Source organism: Pseudomonas sp. NFPP02, assembly GCF_900119355.1.
In the GTDB taxonomy this organism is placed as follows: Bacteria; Pseudomonadota; Gammaproteobacteria; order Pseudomonadales; family Pseudomonadaceae; genus Aquipseudomonas; species Aquipseudomonas paracarnis.
In genome coordinates this window covers 225,527-247,117 of record NZ_FPJI01000010.1, presented here as the reverse complement: position 1 = coordinate 247,117, position 21,591 = coordinate 225,527, and the positions used below count along the sequence as shown (strand labels likewise).

The 21,591-nt window shown below is 60.5% G+C and carries 11 protein-coding genes; 4 read left to right on the top strand and 7 right to left on the bottom strand.

What is annotated here, in order from left to right; genetic code table 11:
- Window positions 1-38: 38 nt before the first annotated feature.
- A complete protein-coding gene (gene mapR, locus BT204_RS18885) occupies window positions 39-1,448 on the top strand; it encodes a GntR family transcriptional regulator MpaR (RefSeq protein ID WP_054898710.1) in 1,410 nt (469 codons plus the stop codon).
- Here the strand turns inward: mapR and BT204_RS18880 are convergent.
- From BT204_RS18880 to tpx, 7 genes are all read right to left on the bottom strand, one after another.
- A complete protein-coding gene (locus tag BT204_RS18880; protein ID WP_034127640.1) occupies window positions 1,445-2,191 on the bottom strand; it encodes an SDR family oxidoreductase in 747 nt (248 codons plus the stop codon). The two genes, mapR and BT204_RS18880, sit on opposite strands and share 4 nt — an antisense overlap.
- A gap of 54 nt (window positions 2,192-2,245) precedes the next feature.
- A complete protein-coding gene (locus BT204_RS18875) occupies window positions 2,246-4,339 on the bottom strand; it encodes a putative bifunctional diguanylate cyclase/phosphodiesterase (protein ID WP_072447866.1) in 2,094 nt (697 codons plus the stop codon).
- Window positions 4,340-4,707: 368 nt separating this feature from the next.
- A complete protein-coding gene (locus BT204_RS18870; RefSeq protein ID WP_057977224.1) occupies window positions 4,708-6,135 on the bottom strand; it encodes an efflux transporter outer membrane subunit in 1,428 nt (475 codons plus the stop codon).
- 152 nt (window positions 6,136-6,287) lie between these two features.
- Window positions 6,288-9,395, bottom strand: coding sequence for an efflux RND transporter permease subunit (locus BT204_RS18865; protein WP_072447864.1), 3,108 nt, complete (start codon window positions 9,393-9,395; stop codon window positions 6,288-6,290).
- Window positions 9,392-12,493, bottom strand: coding sequence for an MdtB/MuxB family multidrug efflux RND transporter permease subunit (locus tag BT204_RS18860; RefSeq protein ID WP_014718694.1), 3,102 nt, complete (start codon window positions 12,491-12,493; stop codon window positions 9,392-9,394). Before BT204_RS18860 ends, BT204_RS18865 begins: the two co-directional genes overlap by 4 nt.
- A complete protein-coding gene (locus BT204_RS18855) occupies window positions 12,490-13,788 on the bottom strand; it encodes an MdtA/MuxA family multidrug efflux RND transporter periplasmic adaptor subunit (protein WP_054921437.1) in 1,299 nt (432 codons plus the stop codon). Before BT204_RS18855 ends, BT204_RS18860 begins: the two co-directional genes overlap by 4 nt.
- Before the next feature lie 231 nt (window positions 13,789-14,019).
- Window positions 14,020-14,520: a thiol peroxidase gene (tpx, locus tag BT204_RS18850; RefSeq protein WP_003190967.1), complete on the bottom strand. Its 501-nt coding sequence runs from the start codon at window positions 14,518-14,520 to the stop codon at window positions 14,020-14,022.
- Window positions 14,521-14,679: 159 nt separating this feature from the next.
- Between tpx and BT204_RS18845 the strand changes: the two genes are divergently transcribed.
- The 3 genes from BT204_RS18845 (at window position 14,680) to BT204_RS18835 (ending at window position 21,481) form a co-directional block, all read left to right on the top strand.
- A complete protein-coding gene (locus tag BT204_RS18845; RefSeq protein ID WP_072447861.1) occupies window positions 14,680-15,969 on the top strand; it encodes a glycosyltransferase in 1,290 nt (429 codons plus the stop codon).
- A gap of 72 nt (window positions 15,970-16,041) precedes the next feature.
- Window positions 16,042-16,971: an AraC family transcriptional regulator gene (locus tag BT204_RS18840; RefSeq protein WP_034127646.1), complete on the top strand. Its 930-nt coding sequence runs from the start codon at window positions 16,042-16,044 to the stop codon at window positions 16,969-16,971.
- Window positions 16,972-17,302: 331 nt separating this feature from the next.
- The gene (locus BT204_RS18835; protein ID WP_139271530.1) at window positions 17,303-21,481 is read left to right on the top strand and encodes a dermonecrotic toxin domain-containing protein; all 4,179 of its coding nucleotides are present in this window, start codon (window positions 17,303-17,305) and stop codon (window positions 21,479-21,481) included.
- Window positions 21,482-21,591 lie beyond the last annotated feature (110 nt).

Genomic DNA, 21,591 nt, shown 5'->3' with positions numbered 1-21,591 from the left:
CGCCCTGCATACACATTCAAAAAGCTAATCAGGCCGCCATGAAACGCTACGAAAAATTTGCCGACGACATCGCAGAACTGATCCGCTCCGGCGTCCTCGGCCCCGGCCAGCGCGTACCATCGGTACGCTATGCCAGCCAGGCCTACGGCGTCAGCCCGTCCACGGTATTCCAGGCCTATTACTTGCTGGAGCGTCGTGGCCTGATCAGGGCGCGCCCGCGTTCTGGCTACTTCGTCAACACCCACGCGCCGAGCCCGTTTTCCGAGCCGGTGGTGAGTGAGCAGGTGCATGAGTCCACCGATGTGGGTGTCAGTGAGCTGGTGTTCTCGGTACTGGACTCGATCAAAGACCCCAACACCGTGCCCTTCGGCTCGGCCTTCCCCAGCCCCATGCTGTTCCCGCTGCCGCGCCTGGCCCGCTCCCTGGCCAGTGCCAGCCGCGACATGGACCCCCGCCTGGTGGTCACCGACATGTCGCCAGGCAACCCACAACTGCGCCGCCAGATTGCCCTGCGCTATATGGTCGGCGGCCTGATGCTGCCGATGGAGGAGTTGCTGATCACCAACGGCGCCCTCGAAGCACTCAACCTGTGCCTGCAGGCCGTGACCGAACCGGGCGACCTGGTGGCCATCGAAGCGCCGGCGTTCTACGCCTGCTTGCAAGTGCTTGAACGCCTGAAGCTCAAGGCTGTGGAGATCCCGGTGCACCCGCGCGACGGTATTGACCTGAACGCCCTGGCCCAAAGCCTTGAGCGCTATCCGATCAAGGCCTGCTGGACCATGACCAGCTTCCAGAACCCCATGGGCGCCACGTTGCCTGAAGAGAAAAAACAGGCGCTGGTGGAACTGCTGCGCAGCCATCAAGTGCCTCTGATCGAAGATGACGTCTACGCCGAATTGTATTACGGGCAACAGGCCCCGAAACCGGCCAAGGCCTTCGACACCGAAGGGCTGGTGATGCACTGTGGCTCCTTTGCCAAGAGCCTGGCACCGGGTTACCGCGTGGGCTGGGTCGCCGCCGGGCGCTTCGCACAGAAGGTCGAGCGGCTGAAACTGATGACCTCACTGTGCCCGTCAATGCCGGCCCAGGCGGCGATTGCCGACTACCTGCAACACGGCGGCTATGACCGGCACCTGCGCAAACTGCGCTACGCCCTGGAAGAACAGCAAAGCGCCATGCTGGCGGCCATCGCTCGTTATTTTCCGGCGCAAACACGGGTCAGCCAGCCGGCGGGAGGCTATTTTCTGTGGTTGGAACTGCCGGAGCAGACCGACTCGCTGAAATTGTTCCAGATGGCTCTGGCCCAGGGCATCAGCATTGCGCCGGGGCCGATCTTTTCCGCCACTCAGCGGTTCAGAAACTGCATTCGCCTGAATTACGGAAGCCCTTGGAACGAGGCGTCGGAAAAGGCCATGGAGACACTAGGGCGGATCGTGCGCTCGTTTTAACGGCCGCCGCCCAAGTCGATAAACGTTCCGGTGGAATACGATGCCTTGTCCGACAGTAACCAGATAATCGCCTCTGCCACTTCATCCGGGCGCCCGCCACGCGCCATCGGGATACCGGATTCCAGCTTGCTGACCCGGTCCGGGTCGCCGCTCAGGGCATGGAAATCGGTAAAGATATAGCCAGGGCGCACGGCGTTGACGCGAATGCCCTCGCCCGCCACCTCCTTGGACAGCCCCAGGGTAAAGGTGTCCAGCGCCCCCTTGGAGGCCGCGTAGTCGACATACTCTCCCGGCGAGCCCAGCCGCGCCGCCACCGACGACACGTTGACGATACTGCCTCCCTGCCCTCCATGCCGGGGCGACATGCGCAATACCGCGTGTTTGGCACACAGGATCGGGCCCAGCACATTGGTCTTGAGGATTTTGAGGATACGAAACTCGGACATCTCATCGACCCGCGACTTATGCCCCACGGTGCCGGCGTTATTCACCAGCGCGGTGACCCGGCCCAGTTCCGTATCAACGCGATTGAACAGAGCGATCACTTCATCCTCGCTGCTGACATCGGCCCGCACGGCAATCGCCTGGGCACCCAGCGCGCGAACCTGATCCAGTACACGCAGGGCAGCGTCTTCATCAGACTGGTAGTTGATGCAGATGCGATAGCCTTGGCGAGCGGCGAGCAATGCCGTTTGGGCGCCAATGCCACGACTGCCCCCCGTGATGATGACGACTTTGTCCATGGCTGCGGCCTCCCGATTCAACCGGATGTTTAGGGTTGGATCCAAGAATACCCGTCACTGACTGCTTTTGTCAGGCGCCGGCTGTTCGGCGCCCCGGATATTCGCCATGAAGCTATCGGCCGGCAATGGATGCCCCAATAAGTAGCCTTGCAAGGAGTCACACCCCAGGCGGGTGAGGAAGTGCTGCTGCACATCGGTTTCCACCCCCTCGGCGACGATCCGCAGGCCCAGGGCCTGGCCGAGGGCCACGATGGCCGAGACGATGGCCGCGTCATCGCTGTCGTGTTCCAGGTCACGCACAAAACCGCGATCGATCTTCAGCTCGTTGGCCGGCAGGCGCTTGAGGTACATCAGGCTGGAGTAACCGGTGCCAAAGTCATCGATGGACAGGTCAACCCCCATGTCCGACAGTTGCTGCAATACCGTCATGCTCGCATCGGCATCGCTCATGGCGGTGGTCTCGGTGATTTCCAGCGTGAGGCTGTTGGCCGGCAATTGGTACCGTTCCAGTGCAGCCGCTACGCTGTTGACCAACCCGGCGTGGCAGAACTGCAACGCCGAGAGGTTCACGGCAATGCGCCAGTGCTCATAACCCTGTGCGTACCACTGACTCATCTGGCGACAAGCTTCATCGAGCACCCATTCGCCGATGGGAATGATCAGCCCGGTTTTCTCCGCCAGTGCAATAAACGTAGCGGGCATCAGCAAGCCCTGATGCGGATGCTCCCAGCGCAACAGCGCCTCGGCCCCCACGGCAAGACCACTGACGGCGTCGAACTTGGGTTGGTAATGCAAACGAAATTGCCCCTGCTCAAGGGCAATGCGCAGGTCCTGCAGCAATTGCAGTTGTTTGCGCGCATTGGTGTTCATCGACACATCGAAGAAGCTGTAGCCATTCTTGCCCATGCCCTTGGCGTGATACATCGCCGCGTCGGCGTTCATCAGCAGTTCCTGGGGGTTGCTACCGTTGCCCGGGAACATGGCGATGCCGATGCTGGCCGAGATCTGCAACTCATGCTCGGCCACCGTGAACGTGCGGTTGATCAGGCCCACCTGGCGCTCGGCCAAGCCCATCGCATCATCGGGCTGGGTGAGTTGCACCAGCAACACGAACTCATCGCCGCCGATGCGGGCCAAGGTATCCTGGCTGCGCAAGTCCTCGCGCAGGCGCAAGCCAACTTCGCGCAGCAACTGGTCGCCCAGGTGATGACCAAAGGCATCGTTGACCGGTTTGAAACCATCCAGGTCGATAAACATCAAGGCAAAGCAACCGCCCCGCTCGTGCACCGCCTGGATGCCTTGTTGTATGCGATCTGCCAGCAAGGTGCGATTGGGCAGGCCGGTGAGCATGTCATGCAGGGCCAGGTGGGTGAGTTCCTGGTTGGCCAGGGTCAGGGAATCGGCGAGTACGGCGGTGCGCGCTTCCAGGCGCGCATCCAGCACCGACGTCAACAGCGCAATGACCAATACCGCCAGCGAAGTGACCAAGACCAGGTTATCCAGGCCCTTGCCGCTCAGGCCCGTCAGTGCGGCACCGCAGAAGCTGTCATCGGCAAAGCGCGCCGCAGCCATCCCGGTGTAGTGCATCCCAACGATGGCCACGCCCATCACCACGGCTGCGCCGCCCCGAGCCAGACGCACATAAGGTGTGTTGCGCCGCAGGTTGAAGGCGATCCACAGCGCGGCGCCGGAAGCCACCACCGCGATCAACAACGAAGCGCCGAACAAGGCCGGGTCGTAGTCGATGCCCGGCGTCATGCGCATCGCGGCCATGCCGGTGTAATGCATGCTGGCGATACCGGCCCCCATCACCAGCGCGCCAAATGCCAGTTGCCAGGCCGGCAAGCGTGGCTGGCTGACCAGCCATAACGCGAAGCCACTGGAAAGCACCGCGATCAACAGCGAGAACAGGGTAATGCCCACGTCAAACCCGAGAGCAAACGGCAGGCGCAGGGCCAACATCCCGATAAAGTGCATGGACCAGATGCCGACGCCCATCGCCACTGCGCCACCCGTGATCCATAGGTAAACGGCACGCCCCTTGGCGGTCGCGATACGCCCGGCCAGGTCCAAGGCGGTGTAGGACGCCAGGATGGCCACGCACAGGGAAATCACGACAAGGGAGGTTGAATAGCTACCGATCAGCATGGGACGTCTCGCAGGCGACCGGCGCAAAAGCCCGTGCCGGGTGGCAAATCGGGCGATTGTAGCGAGTATGAATACAGGACAGGTGATTAATTAATCCATTGGCCATCACGCAATTTCTGGCGTCAATCGGCTGGCTTTATCTGGCTGTTTTCAACCACATCATGGACATCAAAATGTGCGGGGCTTGCGCAGATTTCCTGTGGGAGCGGGCTTGCCCGCGAAGGCGGTGTGTCAGTCACCGCATCTGCTACTGCACTAACGCTTTCGCAGGCAAGCCAGCTCCCCACAGGGTGCTGTGCTTGACTGACTGGCATTGGGGCAAGCCCACACATTTGATCTTGCTCCCACAGGATGCGCGGCGTATCCGGTTACTCCTTTTCGGCCAGGGAGGTCTGGCCATCCCAGCCTCCGCCCAATGCTGCGATCAACTGCACACTGGCCACCAGCCGCGACTGCAGCAAGGTCAATACCGTGCGCTCGTTGCTCAATGCCGTCGCCTGCACCGTGACCACATCCAGATAGGCAATCAACCCGGCCTTGTACTGGTTTTCGGTCAAGCGCAAGGATTCACGCGCGGCTTCCAGTGCTTCATTGCTGACCACCGCCTCATCGGCGAGCACCTTGAGCTGGACCATGTAGTTTTCCACCTCACGGAAACCGTCCAGTACGGTCTGGCGGTATTTGGCCACGGTCTCGTCATAGCTGGCCACGGTGCGGTCGACTTCCGCCGAGCGTTGGCCGCCATCGAACAGGGTCATCGCCAGTTTCGGCCCTACCGACCAGAAGCGGTTTGGCAGGCTGATCCAATCTTCATAGGTGCTGCTGGAGTAGCCCCCCGCCAAGCTCAAGGTCAGGTCGGGGTAATAGGCAGCCTTGGCCACGCCAATATTGGCGTTGGCGGCGATGACCGAGCGCTCGGCCGAGGCGATATCGGGGCGACGCTCCAGCAACTGGGACGGCAGGCTCACCGGTATCTGCGGCAGGGCCGGGATGTCTTTACTCACCGCCAAGTTGAAGTTGGCTGGCGCCTCACCGATCAGTACGGCGATGGCGTTTTCCAATTGGGCACGCTGCCAGATCAGATCGATCAGGCTGGCCTGAGTGGTCTTGAGCTGGGTTTGCGCCTGGGCGATGGCATCCTTGCCAGCCACACCGGCACGGTATTGGTTTTCGGTCATTTTCAATGAGCGCTGGTACGTGTCCAGCGTGGCTTGCAGCAAACGCGTCTGCTCGTCCATGACCCGCAGTTGCAGGTAGCTTTGCACCAGTTCGGACTGTTGGCTCAGGCGCATCGCGGCCAGGTCGGCCGAGCTCGCCTCGGCGCTGGCTTCGTTGGCCTCCAGGCCTCGGCGCAACTTGCCCCAGATATCGGCTTCCCAACTCACGCCCAACTGGGCGTTGAGGGTGTCGCGGATACCACTGCTGGAACTACTGAGGCTGGCACTGCTGCTGCCGGTGCCCTGGCTGGCGCGGGTCTTGCCGACGCTCAGGTCAACGCTGGGGTAAAAGGCCCCCCGTGAGCTGCGTACCAGCGCCTGTGCCTGGCGAAAACGCGCCTCGGCCTGGGCGACGGTCTGGTTGGACGTGTTAAGGCGCACCACCAGGTCATTGAGTTGTCGGTCACCGTACAGCTCCCACCAGGCGCCACGCGCCAGGGAGTCGCTCGGGTTAGCCTGGCGCCAGCCTTGGGCCTCCTTGAACTGCACCGGCTCGATGACGTCCGGGCGTTTGTAGTCAGGGCCGATGGCGCAGGCGCTGAGCAACACACCACACATCATCACGGCCAATAACTTCATGCCATTGCCGCCAGCTTTATTGTGGCGAGGGAGATTGCTTGCGCTGGAGGGCGAAGCACTCCCAGGCTTTTTGGGGGCCGCTTCGCAGCCCAGCGGAAGCAAGCTACCTCGCCACAGCAGGCCCGCAGCTACGAGGGATTGGGTTGAGTCGGTCATAGCGCAGTGTCCAGGGCAGCATCGGTACGCACGCCGCGCCAGGCGTTGAAGCGATGGCGCGCGCGGTCCAGGTAAAGGTAAACCACCGGGGTGGTGTAAAGGGTCAGAACCTGGCTGAACACCAGGCCGCCAATAATGGTCAGGCCCAACGGGTGGCGCATCTCCGCACCATCACCACTGCCGAGCAGCAACGGCAAGGCACCGAGGATCGCGGCCAGGGTGGTCATCAGGATCGGCCGCAGGCGCAACAGGCAGGCGCTGCGGATCGACTCCAGCGGGCTCATGCCATCGTTGCGCTCCAATTGCAGCGCCAGGTCGATCATCAGGATCGCGTTCTTCTTCACCACGCCGATCAACAGGAACAAACCCAGCAGCGAGATCAGGCTGAACTCGCCCCCCAGCAGGTAGATCGCCAACAACGCGCCGACACCGGCCGACGGCAGCGTAGACAGGATGGTCAGCGGGTGGATGTAGCTTTCATACAAGATACCCAGCACCAGGTACACCGCCACCAGCGCGCCGAGAATCATGAACGGCTGGCCTTTCTGGGTCGCGGCGAACGCATCGGCAGTGCCGGCCATCTTGGCGATCACATCCTCGGGCAACCCGACTTTGGCAATCGCACGCTCGATAGCCGCCGTGCCCTGCTCCACCGTGACCCCGGGCGCCATGTCGAAGGCGATATTCTCCGAAGCGAACTGGCCTTCATGGCTGACGCGGTCGTCGGCCAGGCTGTTCTCATAGTGGGCAATGGTCGACAACGGCACCCGTGCGCCGTCGGCCGTGATCACCTGCACCTGGTTGAGGGTGATCGGGTCCTGGGCGTATTTGGGGTTGACCTCCATCACCACCTGGTACTGGTTGAGGCTGTCGTAAATGGTGGAAATCTGCCGTTGGCTGTAGGCGTTGTTGAGCACCGCCGTGACCATGTCCATGTCGATGCCCAGGCGCTTGGCCTGGTCGCGGTCGACAATCAACGTCACCTGGGCCGCGCCGCGGCCTTCGCGGGCGTCGATGGCGGTCAGCTCCGGCAACTCACGCATCGCCGCCACCACTTTCGGGTACCACAGGCGCAACGCGGCCAGGTCGCCGCTTTGCAGGATGTAGGAATATTGCGCGCTGGTCTGGTCGCGGCCGCCCCCGAACTGCAGGTCCTGGTCGGCCATGAGGAACAAGCGCCCGCCCGGCACCAGCGGCACCTCCTTGCGCAGGCGCTCGATCACCGCCTGGGCGGAGATCTTGCGTTCGCCAAGCGGCTTGAGGCGCACCAGCATCACTGCGTTGTTAGTGCCTTGGTTGCCACCGATAAAGCCGGCCACACTGAGCACCGCCGGGTCCTTGAGCACCGCCTGGCGAAAAATCTCCATCTTCGGCTGCATGACGCTGAACGACAGGCCATCGTCACCGCGTACAAAGCCGATCAACTGGCCGGTGTCCTGCTGGGGCATGAAGGTTTTGGGCACCACCACGTACAGCGCAATATTCACGCCCACGGTGACCAACAGGCTGAGCAAGGTCAGGCGCCGATGGCGCAGCACCCAATCCAGGCTGGTGGCGTAGCCGGCGACCATGCGGTCGTTGACCTTCTGGCTCCAGCGCTGCAAACCGGTCTGCCGGTCCTTCGCATGCGGCTTGAGCCAGCGGGCGCACAGCATGGGCGTCAAGGTCAGCGAGACAATCAGCGAGACGATGATCGCCGCCGACAAGGTGATGGAAAACTCGCGGAACAGGTTGGTAACAATGCCGCCCATGAACAGGATCGACAGGAACACCGCCACCAGCGACACGTTCATCGACAGCAAGGTAAAGCCCACTTCCTGGGCGCCCAGGTAGGCGGCTTTCATCGGTGGCACGCCGTCGTCGATGTGCCGGGAAATGTTCTCCAGCACCACGATGGCATCGTCCACGACCAAACCGGTGGCGAGGATCAGCGCCATCAGCGAGAAGTTGTTCAGAGAAAACCCGTACAGGTACATCACCGCGAAGGTGCCCACCAGCGATACCGGCACCGCCAGGGTCGGGATCAGCGAAGCACGGAAGTTACCCAAGAACAGGTACACCACCAGGATCACCAGCCCCACGGCAATCAGCAGGGTCATTTCCGCCTCATGCAGGGTGGCAGTGATCACTGGCGAGCGGTCCATGGCCAGGCTGAGCTTGACGCTGGACGGCAACACCGCCTGCAACGCCGGCAACTGGGCCTTGATCTGCCGCACGGTTTCGATGATGTTGGCGCCGGACTGGCGGTTGATCACCAGCAACACCGCCGAATCATTGTTGAAGAAGCCGCTATTGTAGCGGTCTTCCACGCCATCAGTGATCTTCGCCACGTCCTTGAGGCGCAGGGCGGCGCCGTCCTGGTAGCGAATCAGCAGGGGCTCATAGTCCTTGGCTTTCTCCAACTGGTCGTTGGCCTGGATCTGCCAGTTGCGCTCGCTGTCTTCCAGTGAGCCTTTGGGCCGGCGCTGGTTGGCATTGGCGATGGTGTTGCGCACATCGTCCAGGGCGACGCCGTACTGATCGAGGGCCTTGGGTTCCAGTTCGATGCGCACCGCCGGCAGCGAACTGCCGCCGATCTGCACTTCGCCCACACCCGGCACCTGGGACAGGCTCTGGGACAGAATGGTCGAGGCCAGGTCGTACAACTGACCCTTCTGCAACACGTCGGAGGTCAGCGACAGCACCATGATCGGCGCCTGGGACGGGTTGATCTTCTTGTAGGTGGGCATGCTGCGCATGCCACTGGGCAGCAGGTTGCGCGACGCGTTGATGGCCGCCTGCACTTCCCGCGCCGCCCCGTTGATATCGCGGTCGGAATCGAACGCCAGAATCACCCGGGTAGAGCCCTGGCTCGACGAGCTGCTCATGGTGGTGATACCGGCAATCGCGCCGAATGAACGCTCCAGCGGCGTGGCCACCGTAGACGCCATCACCTCGGGGCTGGCGCCGGGCAAGCTGGCCGACACCACGATCACCGGAAAGTCGATCTGCGGCAATGGCGACACCGGCAACAAATTGAAGCTGACGCCACCGAGCAACATGATCGCCAGGCTCAGCAGCATGGTCGCGACCGGCCGGCGGATGAAAGGTCCGGACAGGTTCATGGCTCAACCGGCTCCAGGCGTTGTGGCTCTTTGCGCCAGCGCCGGCCAAGACGATCGAAGTACAGGTAGATCACCGGCGTGGTGAACAGCGTCAACACCTGGCTCACCAGCAACCCGCCGACCATCACCAGGCCCAGGGGCTGGCGCAGTTCGGCGCCGGAGCCGCTCGCTAGCATCAAAGGCACCGCGCCGAACAAGGCAGCCAGGGTGGTCATCAGGATTGGCCGGAAGCGCAACAGCGCGGCCTGGTAGATCGCGGTCTGCGGGTCCAGGCCCTGGTTGCGTTCGGCGTCGAGGGCGAAGTCGATCATCATGATCGCGTTCTTTTTCACGATACCGATCAGCAGGATGATGCCGATGATCGCGATCATGCCCAGGTCATTGCCACTGAGCAGCAACGCCAGCAAGGCCCCCACCGCCGCCGACGGCAAGGTCGATAGGATAGTGATCGGGTGGATGTAGCTCTCATAGAGCACACCGAGCACGATGTACATGGTGACCACCGCCGCCAGGATCAACAGCAAGGTGCTCGACAACGAGGCTTCGAACGCCTGGGCCGCGCCCTGGAACTGGGTTTGCACGCCCACCGGCATGCCGATGTCCTTCTGGGTCTGGTTGATCAGTTCCACGCCTTTGCCCAGCGCTACGCCGGGCGCCAGGTTGAACGACATCATCACCGCTGGGAACTGGCCGATATGGGCAATTGCCAATTGCGCCTGGCGCTGTTCCACATGGGCCAGGCTCGACAGCCGTACCTGACCACCGTCAGTGGTTTTCACATGGATCTGGTTGAGGGCCGCCGGGCCGAGGGTTTCGCCGGACTGGGCCTGCAACACCACTCGATACTGGCTGGCCTGGGTGTAGATGGTGGAGATCTGGCGCTGGCCGAAGGCGTCATACAGCGCATCGGTGATGGTCGAGACACTTACGCCCAGGCGCGAGGCCGCGTCGCGGTCGATCACCAGGTACACCTGCAAGCCTTTGTCCTGCAGGTCACTGGCCACGTCGGTGAGTTCCGGCAACTGGCTGAGGGCGTGTACCAGCTTGCCGCTCCATAACGCCAACAACTCGGCGTCCGGGGAGGACATGCTGAACTGGTACTGGGTACGGCTGACCCTGTCCTCGATGGTGAGGTCCTGCACCGGTTGCATGAACAGGCGGATACCCACCAGCTTGTCAATCTGCGGTTGCAGGCGGGTGATGACCTCGGCTGCGCTCAAGTCGCGCTGGCCGTGAGCCTTGAGGTTGATGAGCAAGCGGCCGCTGTTGAGGGTGGCGTTATCGCCATCCACGCCAATGTAGGACGACAGGCTCTCGACCGCAGGGTCGGCGAGAATGATCTTCGCCAGTTCCTGCTGGCGCTGGCTCATGGCCGCAAAGGAAATCGACTGCGGCGCCTCGGAAATACCCTGGATCACCCCTGTGTCCTGCACCGGGAAAAAACCCTTGGGCACCACCAGGTACAGCACCACCGTAAGCCCCAGGGTGGCGATCGCCACCAGCAACGTCAGCGGCTGGTGCTTGAGCACCCACTGCAACTTGCGGCCGTAGGCTTCGATCAGCCAATCAATCCAGGCGCCGCTGGCTTTGTAGAAGCGGCCCTGCTCTTCTTCCTTGGGTTCGCGCTTGAGCAGGCGCGCGCACATCATGGGCGTGAGGGTCAGGGACACTACCAGGGAAATCAGGATCGCCACTGCCAGGGTGATGGCGAACTCACGGAACAGCCGCCCGACCACGTCGGCCATGAACAGCAACGGGATCAATACCGCGATCAACGACAGCGTCAGGGACACCAGGGTGAAACCTATCTGCTTGGCGCCCTTGAGCGCGGCCGCCATCGGCGTCTCGCCTTCCTCGATATAGCGCGAAATGTTCTCCAGCATCACGATGGCGTCGTCCACCACAAACCCGGTGGCGATGGTCAGGGCCATCAGCGTCAGGTTATTGATGGAGAATCCGGCCAGGTACATCACACCAAAGGTGCCCACCAGGGACAGCGGCACGGCGATGGACGGGATGATCGTGGCGCTGACCCGGCGCAGGAACAGGAACGTCACCATGACCACCAGGGCAATGGCGATCAGAAGCTCGTGCTGTACGTCTTTGACCGAGGCGCGGATGGTCTGGGTGCGGTCGGTGAGCACCGTCACGTCCAGGCCGGCCGGCAGGTTGTCGGTGATGCTCGGCAGCAGGGCCTTGATACGGTCTACCACCTCGATCACGTTGGCGCCCGGCTGGCGCTGGATATTGAGCAACACGGCCTGGTTCTCGTTGGCCCAGGCGGCAAGGCGCTCGTTTTCGGCGCCGTCGACGATCTGCGCGACATCCTTGAGCCGCAGCGGAGCGCCATTGTTGTAGGCCAGGATCAGTTCGGCGTATTGCTCGGGCGAGACCAGTTGGTCGTTGGCGTCGAGCATCGAAACGCGGGTGGGGCCGTCAAAGTTACCTTTGGGCTGGTTGACGTTGGAGGCGGCGATCAGGGCGCGTACGTCCGAGAGGTTCAAGCCATTGGCCGCCAGGGCCTCGGGGTTGACCTTGATACGCACGGCCTGGCGCTGGCCACCGGCGATGCTGACCATGCCGACACCGCTGATCTGCGCGATTTTCTGCGCCATGCGTGTGTCGACCAAATCATTGAGCTTGGGCAGCAACATGGTCTTGGAGGTGATTGCCAGGGTCAGCACCGGGGTATCCGCCGGGTTGACCTTGTTGTACACCGGCGGCGCCGGCAGATCCTTGGGCAACAGGTTGGTGGCGGCGTTGATCGCGGCCTGCACCTGTTGCTCGGCCACATCCATATTGATGTCGAGGTTGAAACGCAGGGTCAGCACCGAGGCGCCGCCGGAACTGGTAGAGGCCATCTGGGTCAGCCCGGGCATCTGCCCGAACTGGCGCTCCAGCGGTGCGGTGACCGCGCTGGTCATCACATCGGGGCTGGCGCCGGGGTACAGGGTCATCACCCGGATAGTCGGGTAATCCACCTGGGGCAACGCCGACACCGGCAGCAGGCGGTACGAAATGATGCCGGCCAGGACAATGGCCAGCATGCTCAGCGTGGTGGCGACCGGGCGAAGGATGAACAGGCGCGACAGGTTCATGAACCGACCTTTTGCGCCTTGCCGGCGTCAGCCCCGGTCTCCCCTTTCGCTGCGGGCTTGCCTTGCAGGTGCTCGGTCGGCGTGGTCGGCACCTCGCTGCTGGCGTTGACCACTTCGATCTCGCTGCCGTCCTTGAGGCGGTCGGTGCCTTCCAGCACCACGCGGTCGCCAGCGACCAGGCCTTCCTTGATCACGGTGTTTTCGCCATCGGTGTCACCTACCACCAAGGGCTGGACCTTGACCTTCTTGTCGCCGTCGAGCTTGTAGACAAAGGTGCCATTGTTGCCGAACTGGATCGCCGCAGATGGCGCCAGCACCACGTTCTTCAAGGTATCAGCCAGCAGGTGCACATTGACGAACTGGTTGGGGAACAGCGCCTGGTCCTTGTTATCGAAACGCGCCTTGAACTTCAGCGTGCCGGTGGTGACGTCAATCTGGTTGTCCAGGCTTTGCAGTACACCGACCGCCTGCTTTTTCACGTCGCCACGGTCCCAGGCTTCCACGGGCAACTTGTTACCGGCGTGGTAACGAGCCAGCACGGTTTCCAGGGTATTTTCCGGCAGGGTGAAGGCCACGCTGATTGGCTGGGTCTGGGTGATTACCGCCAGGGCGGTGGTGTCGTTGGCGGCGACGAGGTTGCCGACGTCAAGCTGGCGCAAACCGACCCGGCCGCTGATGGGCGCGCGGATTTTGGTGAATTCCAGGTTGAGCTTTGCGTCGTCCACCGCGCCCTGGTTGGTCTTGACCGTGCCCTGGTACTGCAACACCAGCGCTTCGGCGGTGTCCAGGGTTTGCTTGGCGATACTGTCCTGGGCGTACAGGTCGCGATAACGCTGTACATCGACCTGGGCGTTCTTCAACTGGGCCTGGTTCTGCAGCAAGGTGCCCTGGGCCTGGAGCAAGGCGTTCTGGTAGCTGCGCGGGTCGATTTCTGCCAGCAGGTCACCGGCCTTGACCATTTGCCCTTCCTCGAAGGCGATCTTGACCAGCTCGCCGCCCACCCGGCTGCGCACATTAATGGTGTTCAGCGCCGTGACCGTACCCAGCGCCTTGTAGTACACCGGGAACTCACCCAGCACTGCAGGGGCCACGCGCACCGGCACTGGGCCAGTGGACCCGCCGAAGCCCGGGCGCGCCATGCCGGTTTTACCCGTGTGCCCGGCCGGAGCGTCTTTATGGGCCGCGCCGCTGGGCCAGAATTTCCAGCACAGGCCGGCGATAACCAGCAGCACGAGCAGGCCAAACAGCCAGCGGCGGGAGTTGCGGGGGGAGGATTGCATGGAGTGATCAACCATTGGGCGCGAGAGCTTCTACTTTGGGAGGCTGAAAGATAAGCACTGGGGGGCCTTAAGAAAAGCACCTTTACCGGCTATTTACTTTGGGCTTACAACGTTTAACTTCTGATCTTAGTCCACCGGCTATTTCGCTAAACCGCTGACGCTCAAATAAAAACGGCCTGGACTAGGCCAGGCCGCAATCATGCATCATACGTGTTACTGCCAAACGACAGTCATACGTAGAAACAGTTACTTCAACACAGCCAGGGCGGCGTCGTAGTTTGGCTCTTCAGCAATTTCCTTGACCAACTCGCTGTGCAGCACGTTGTCGTTTTCATCCAGCACCACGACAGCGCGAGCGGTCAGGCCCTGCAGCGGGCCGTCAGCGATGGAAACACCATAGTCAACGGCGAAGTCGGCATTGCGGAAATCCGACAGATTCTTAACGTTTTCCAGGCCTTCGGAGCCACAGAAACGCGCTTGGGCGAATGGCAGGTCGGAGGAGATGCACAGGACCACGGTGTTGGCCACATCGTTGGCCTGGGCATTGAACTTGCGCACGGAAGTGGCGCAGGTTGGGGTATCAACGCTTGGGAAGATGTTCAGCACTTTGCGCTTGCCGGCAAAGGTAGCCAGGGTGGCGTTGGACAGGTCGCCGGCGGTCAGGGTGAAGTCTGCAGCTTTGGCGCCGACTTTCGGCAGTTCGCCTTCAACCTGGACCGGGTTGCCTTTAAGGGTGACTTGAGCCATGAACGGAATCCTTATGCTGGTTTTTGGTTAAACAAATTCGAGAGGCGGAAGTTAACCACAAAGTGCCGACGCTACCTACCGCCAGACACAAATTGTCATGTCGTCAGGTTGTGGTTTAATTGCGCGCTTTTCGCCCGTCCTTCAAGGAAACCTTTGCCGATGAATCAGCCTGTCACCAAAGTCCTGGTCATTGGTTACGTCTGGCCGGAGCCCCGCTCCTCGGCCGCGGGCGGGCATATGATGCAAATCCTTGAGAGCTTTCTTACGCAAGGTTGGGACATTACCTTCAGCAGCCCGGCCACCATTGGCGAGCACAAGGCCGACTTGCCGGCACTCGGGATCGCCGAACGCACCATCGAACTGAATAACAGCAGTTTCGACGACTTTATTCGCGAACTGGCCCCGGATATCGTGCTGTTCGACCGTTTCATGATGGAAGAGCAATTCGGCTGGCGCGTAGAACAATGCTGCCCCGACGCCCTGCGCGTGCTGGAAACCTCCGACCTGCAAAGCCTGCGCGACGCCCGTCACCAGCGGCTCAAAGAGCAGGTGAAAGCCCAACCCGACAGCGACGACTTCAGCGCCCTGTTCGCGCCGGCGCTGGAAGACGAGTTCCAACGCATGGCCGACACCGACCTGGCCAAACGCGAAATCGCCGCCATTTACCGCTGTGACATTAGCTTGATGATCTCCGACGTGGAAATCCGCCTGCTCACCGAACAGTTCAAGGTGCCTGCCGCCCTGCTCCACTGGTGCCCCTTGATGCTGCAACCGCCCACCGACGCATTTGCGCCCTTTGAAGACCGTGCGCATTTCCTCAGCATCGGTAACTTCCGCCACGCGCCCAATTGGGATGCAGTGCTGTGGATGAAGCACCGCCTGTGGCCACTGATCCGCCAACAACTGCCAGGCGCCCAATTGCATATCTACGGCGCCTACACCCCACCCAAGGCCACCGCCCTGCACAATCAGGCCCAGGGTTTCCATGTAATGAACTGGGCCGAAGATGCGCTGCAAGTCATGACCGCCGCGCGCATCTGCCTGGCGCCGTTGCGCTTTGGCGCGGGCATCAAGGGCAAGTTGGTCGACGCCATGCTGTGCGGCACGCCCAGTGTCACGACCCCAATCGGCGCCGAGGCCATGGGCGATGACCAGCCCTGGCCCGGCGTGATTGCACAGGATGCGCCGGCCCTGGCTGCCGCTGCCGTGGCCCTTTATCAGGACCGTGAGCGCTGGACCCGGGCCCAGGAACACGGGCGCCAACTGCTGGCCCGGCGCTATGACCAGAACATCCACGGGGCCGCCTTGGTGGAATGCCTGGAACGCTGTCGCCGCAACCTCGCTGCCCATCGCAGGGACAACTTCACCGGCAGCATGCTGCGCCACCACGCGCATAAAAGTACCCAATATATGTCCCAGTGGATCGAGGCGAAAAACCGCACCCTGTAAACACTGCTGCTGGCGAGGACGTGCGTGACGGGGCATTATCCTACGCAGCGATCACAATAAAGCGACGGCAGCATGACCCGAGCAACGCGCATTACTGACCCTTCCTACGAGTTGATGGACGACCACAACGGCCTGTCCATCATCTATCGCCAACACGGCTTCCCCTGCCCGCTGGTGCGCTGGCACTTCCACAAGGAATACGAGCTGCACCTGATCGTCGCCAGCTCCGGCAAGGTGTTTATCGGTGACTACATCGGCAACTTCTACCCCGAAAGCCTGTTCCTCACCGGCCCCAACCTGCCCCATAACTGGATCAGCCAGGTGGAAGAAGACGAAGTGGTGCCCAAGCGTGACATGCTGGTGAACTTCACCGATGACCTGTTCGAGAGCGGCAGCCATATTTTTGCTGAACTCAAGAACCTCGCACCGCTGCTGGAGCGCGCGCAGTACGGCATCGAATTTCGCTGCAAAAAAACCATCACCCAGGCCATGACCTTGATGCAACACATCGAGGACGCCAAGGGCATGGCGCGCCTGGGGCAGTTTTTTATCTTGCTGGACGTGTTGAGCGTGTGCGAGGACTACCAATTGCTGTCCGGCGTAACCACGCCGCAATTGGCCGACGAGCACAGCATAGACCGCACCAACCGGGCAGTGGATTACATCTTTGCACATTACGCCCGCGAGCTGCCGCTGGAAGAAGTGGCGCAATACCTGGGGATGAAGCCGACCTACTTCTCGCGGGTGTTCAAGCAGGCGACCGGTCGCACCTTTATCGAATTCGTCAACCGGCTGCGCATCAGCAAGTCCTGCGAATTACTCGCGGACGGTGACAAGGCCGTCACGGATGTGTGCTTTGAGTCAGGCTTCAACAATATCTCCAACTTCAACCGACGCTTTCAGCAACTCAAGGGCATGACCCCTTCCCACTATCGACGGTTGGCGATGCAGCGGTTGACGGAGCAGAACCTGATGCCTGTAGACACCTCGCACTTCAGTTAAAAAACCGCAAGCTGACCATCTGGCGAACGCTCTCACGCCTGTCCCGATCACATCCCGTAATAGCTGGGGCGGAACGCCTCCCTGTGTATGACCAAAAAGCTACAAGTCAGTTGCTGACCACGCGCTTTCTTATCGTACCCATGAGGCCCCCATGAGCATTATTGCAACGCACTCGCCCTTACCCACCCCGCCCCGAAATTTGCCTCCATCCCCTGCAACAGTGGACGCGCAAACCAGCTTGATTCGGACCCCACGCAGCCCATCGGCCGGTGTAGTGACCCTGGAAGGCCGAAACACAGCCGAGCCGTTGGTGAGTCAGGCTGACGCGGACATGGCAGATAAACTCGCCACCGCTTTGATGGAGGAGGTCAATGTACACGCTACCAGCCGTTACATGCCGTCTTCCTTCGGCACAGTCCATGACATTCCAACTCACTCAACATTCGGGCAGCTTTGGTCACAGCTGACGCACGCACTCAAAAACGAGCCGTTCGCGACGTTTGCGAAGAATAACAACATCAACATTTCAAACCTGAAACTAACGCCTTCCGGATTTCTGGATGGCACCATTAACGGCAAACGCAGCAGTTTTTCCAAATACGACGATGGCTTCGAGGAAGCCGCTGTCAACGTCTTCGAGGTTGTGCGCAAACTCTCTACGAACAACGTCCCGATTGTGTATATCGGCGAACACACCGCCACCACCCATGCCGTCGGTGCTTTTTACGCCATGAGGGTTCCGACGACGAAGGCCGAGGCACTCGAGCAAATCCGGGTGTTGCAGGATATCAAGACATTCCCATCGCTACTTGCTCCTGAAGGCAATGCTGCGCGGCCCCACCGACAGGACGTTCAGCACGTCAGGCATATGCGGGATGAAGCCATACAGAACCTTGCGCTGCAGGTCATGCTTGAGCCTGGCAAGTTCCCCCAGGCACAACGCCCGGACGTCGTGCAGCCGCCGGCGCCGCCCGGCAGCGCAGAACCGGCCACCACACCGATCGGAACCTCGAGCGCCACCACTGACCCCGTCGCAGATATTGCCCGTCGCCAGTTTGCCGGTGAGCCCAACGTTTACTCGGTGGTCGCTCGAGTGCTCAGCGACAGGCTGAAGGAAGCCTCTCCAGGGCTGGATTTCGACATCAACCAGATTGCCATTGAAACGCCCGATCCGGACAATCCCTCCAAACCCAAGCGCACACAATTGATGGCACTTGCCTTCGACTACCTGACTGGCGGTGACGCCCCAGACTTCCTCGATTCCGCCAGGGCGTTTGACACGCGTCCCGATCGACTGGCACGCACGGGCACCGCTGCCGACACTCCGCTAGACCTCGACTTTTCAGCTCTGAGCGGCGTCATGGGTGCGCTGCCGGACCGACTGAACCAGGCCTATGAGGCAAATTTGCGTGAGTACTGGGCCAAACCTGCGTTCAACACGGGCATTGATACCGGTGCCGTTTTCAGCGGCAGTCACCGGACGTTGGTAAGCCGCATTCTGAAAAGCAACCTGCAGCTGGCCAGCCTTAAACAATCCGGCCTGGATGATGAACAGCGCAAGACCATCGACATGGTCGTGAGGCATCCCGAAGGCGCCACGCGCCCCGCCCCACTTGACCCCAACTCATCGGGCGCCACCGTCTACAGCCTGGCCGACTCCGCACCGAACATGGTGGTTCATCGCTACCTGGCGCAAGCCAATCGCGACATCCTGCTGCTGGTGGAGCCCAACGGCAAAATCACTCCCTTCAACAGTTGGGATGAGCTCGAAAGCCTGGGCGGTTCAAAGGAAGAGATGACCGGCAATCTGTTCGATGGCCAGGCCGACGTCCTCATCAATCGGCATCTCGGCAGCAGTCTGATTTCCCCTGCCTCCCCACGTGGCCCGGACAGTTCGGTGCAGGAGCCGCCCACACTGCCCGACTGGATGAGCAACGCAGGCGAGGCCGAGCGTTTCATCATGCATGAACTCAGCCTGGGACTGGCCAGTTTCAACCAACTGAACGAAGGCCGCAGCTACAACAGCGATATCAAGGACATCCACACGTTCGCCCAGCAGCAATTCGACTTTTTGCCCAGAAGCAAAAAACTCACGGCGCACCCCGCGGCTAAACTCGAGGTGGTCTTCAAAGTCGCTTATGGGGCACAGGGTACCGCCGGGGAAATCGTCCGCCAGACCATGAGCCTGACAGACATGCTCCTCAATAACTTGTCAGGATTACCCAGCGGCCAGATTGAGGTCTTTTACAATACAGGGCTCAAGTATAAAGGCTCTGACTTCAAAGTCAGGGTGCCGGAGCTGGAGAAAGAAGGCGTACTCAAGCAGTTGGTCGACGACCTTGATATCGGCAAAACCTACCCTGACTTGCTGAGGAAAAAACTGCTTGACGACCCAACCGAAAAAGCCCGGCGCCAGGCACTGTTCGCTCAGCAAGTACCGCTGGAGCTGCAGTTCAAGGCGCTGGAACTGAGCATCAAGGCAGAGTCCGGTTTCAACACCACGGGTTTTCGCTACGTTCAGGAGCTATTCAAGCCAGGCCCTGGCCCCAGGATCGTTGATGGCCAGGAAATCGTGATCCGACCGCTGGCGTTCGATAACCGGGCCAATGGGAAAACCGATGTGGTCGAAGGCGCCTATCTGATCGAACCCAAGGACAGCACGAACGGCCCGCACATCCTGTACCGCCCCCTGATGGGCGATGCGTCGTTGATGCAGTTTCCAACCCGCCAGGCGCTGCTGGAAGCCATACAGAACAAAGGCAAGCTGCAAAACGACATCCTCGCCTGGTTGCCTGACGAACAGACCCGCAACACCTACAGTGGCAACGGTTTCAAACATCCAAACCTGGTGATATTCGGTTTAAACCTGGGCTCTATCCCGATGAACAAAACTATTCCCTTGGCCATGGATACCCGCCTGCAACAGACGCTGCAGGCGGGAACATTGATGAACCACCTGTACGAAGCCAACGCCCGCAGCTTGATCACCTTGGCCGGACAGCAATCGACAGCCGACGCACAAAGCCGCTGGGCGAGCCTCAAGGAAGGTGGCTTCCTGTTGCTCAATTCTGTCCTGCCAGTATTGCGCGGGCCCGGTGCCATGCTCGGCTTGATGATGCAGTCCCAGGGCATAATCAATGACCTGGGCGTCCTGCTCGATGATGACGCGCAAAATAAAGAGGCGGCCCTGACGGACCTGCTGGTCAACCTGACGACGTTGCTCGCCCAGTTCAAGGAGCGCTCATTGTCGGAGCCTTCAGCCGTCACCTCAAACAGGTCGGCAACCAACACCAGCGTATTGATCGACGGCGATGCACGCCTTACCCCGCCGCCACAACGCTTTCGAATGGGAGGCCCGCTGGAAAAGATCACACCTGTGGACGGTGAGATCCAGACCAATGTAGATACTTACAATCGTAAAGGTGAGGAAGTTAAACGCTTGAATATCATCGGTCACGCGGCCAAGCCTGAAGGTGAGCAAGGAGCGCTGATTGTCGGGGAGAATGACAAAGTCTTTACGGCTGAAGACATCAATAATGAGCTTTTCGCCCGTGGCATTGACATCAGGAATTACCCGGAAGTGCGTTTGCTGGTCTGTTACTCCGCCAAGGGCGGTGATAACTCGCTGGCATCACAACTGCACGCGCTGACTGGCGTGCCGGTCAAAGGTTATGAAGGCCCAGTGGACGTGAGTTACACATCTGGTACGGGCATAGACCCTGAGGATATCTACAAAACTGCCCTTGCAAAATACAAGGCAAAGTACCCAAGATTTTCTAAAGCCGACATTATCGAATTGGCAGAGATGGAGTTAAACAAACAACTGAAAGACGTTGATATATTTACCCACGTGGAAAAACAGAGTGGCAAAAAAGTAAATGTTAACTGGGGCACTATTAAAAAACCTCTTTGGGAGGAGATCGAAGTCGATTACCGGCCCAAGCGCTTCGGCTCGTCCAAGAAACGAACAAGTGCGGCCCCTGCCGAAATTCAAAGCCCCTCGAAAGAACTCAACGCCCTGGGTGAGTACAAGGATTTCAAGGATCTACCCGAGCCTGAAAAAATCAAAAACAGTATTGCCTTTACCCCCTCTGAAGACGGCCAGTATGAGTACTTCCTGGATCGACCAGCGGGCAGTAATGAAATCCGATTAAACATCATTGGGCATGGCGACAAAGGTGGAGTGACCTTCAAAAGCGAATTGAAAAATGCGCAGTCTTATTCACCCGAAGCGTTCGTTGGACTGATCGCGCCCATGCTGGAAAAAACCAGCGCTACCCAAATCAGAATGATCAGTAGTAAATCCGGCAGTACAGGTTTCGCTGAAGAGTTATCCAAACGCTTGAACGTTCCCGTGAAGGCCCCCGTCGGTACTGTCACACAGTTCGAAGTCATGAAGGACAGGTATTGGATTTTGGAAAAGCTCCCCAACCCACGTCGACCCCATGACCATGAGTGGAAAATCTTTACTCCCCCCGCCTCCGCCAGCTCGCGAGCTTTGAGGTTATGAGCCCGCGCGCAGGGCGGCGCACCCGTTGACTGAGCAGAGCCTGGCTTGAGCAAGCGCCCACCCGTCTGAACTGGTAGATGTGACAGTTCCCTGGATCACGGCGATTGTGA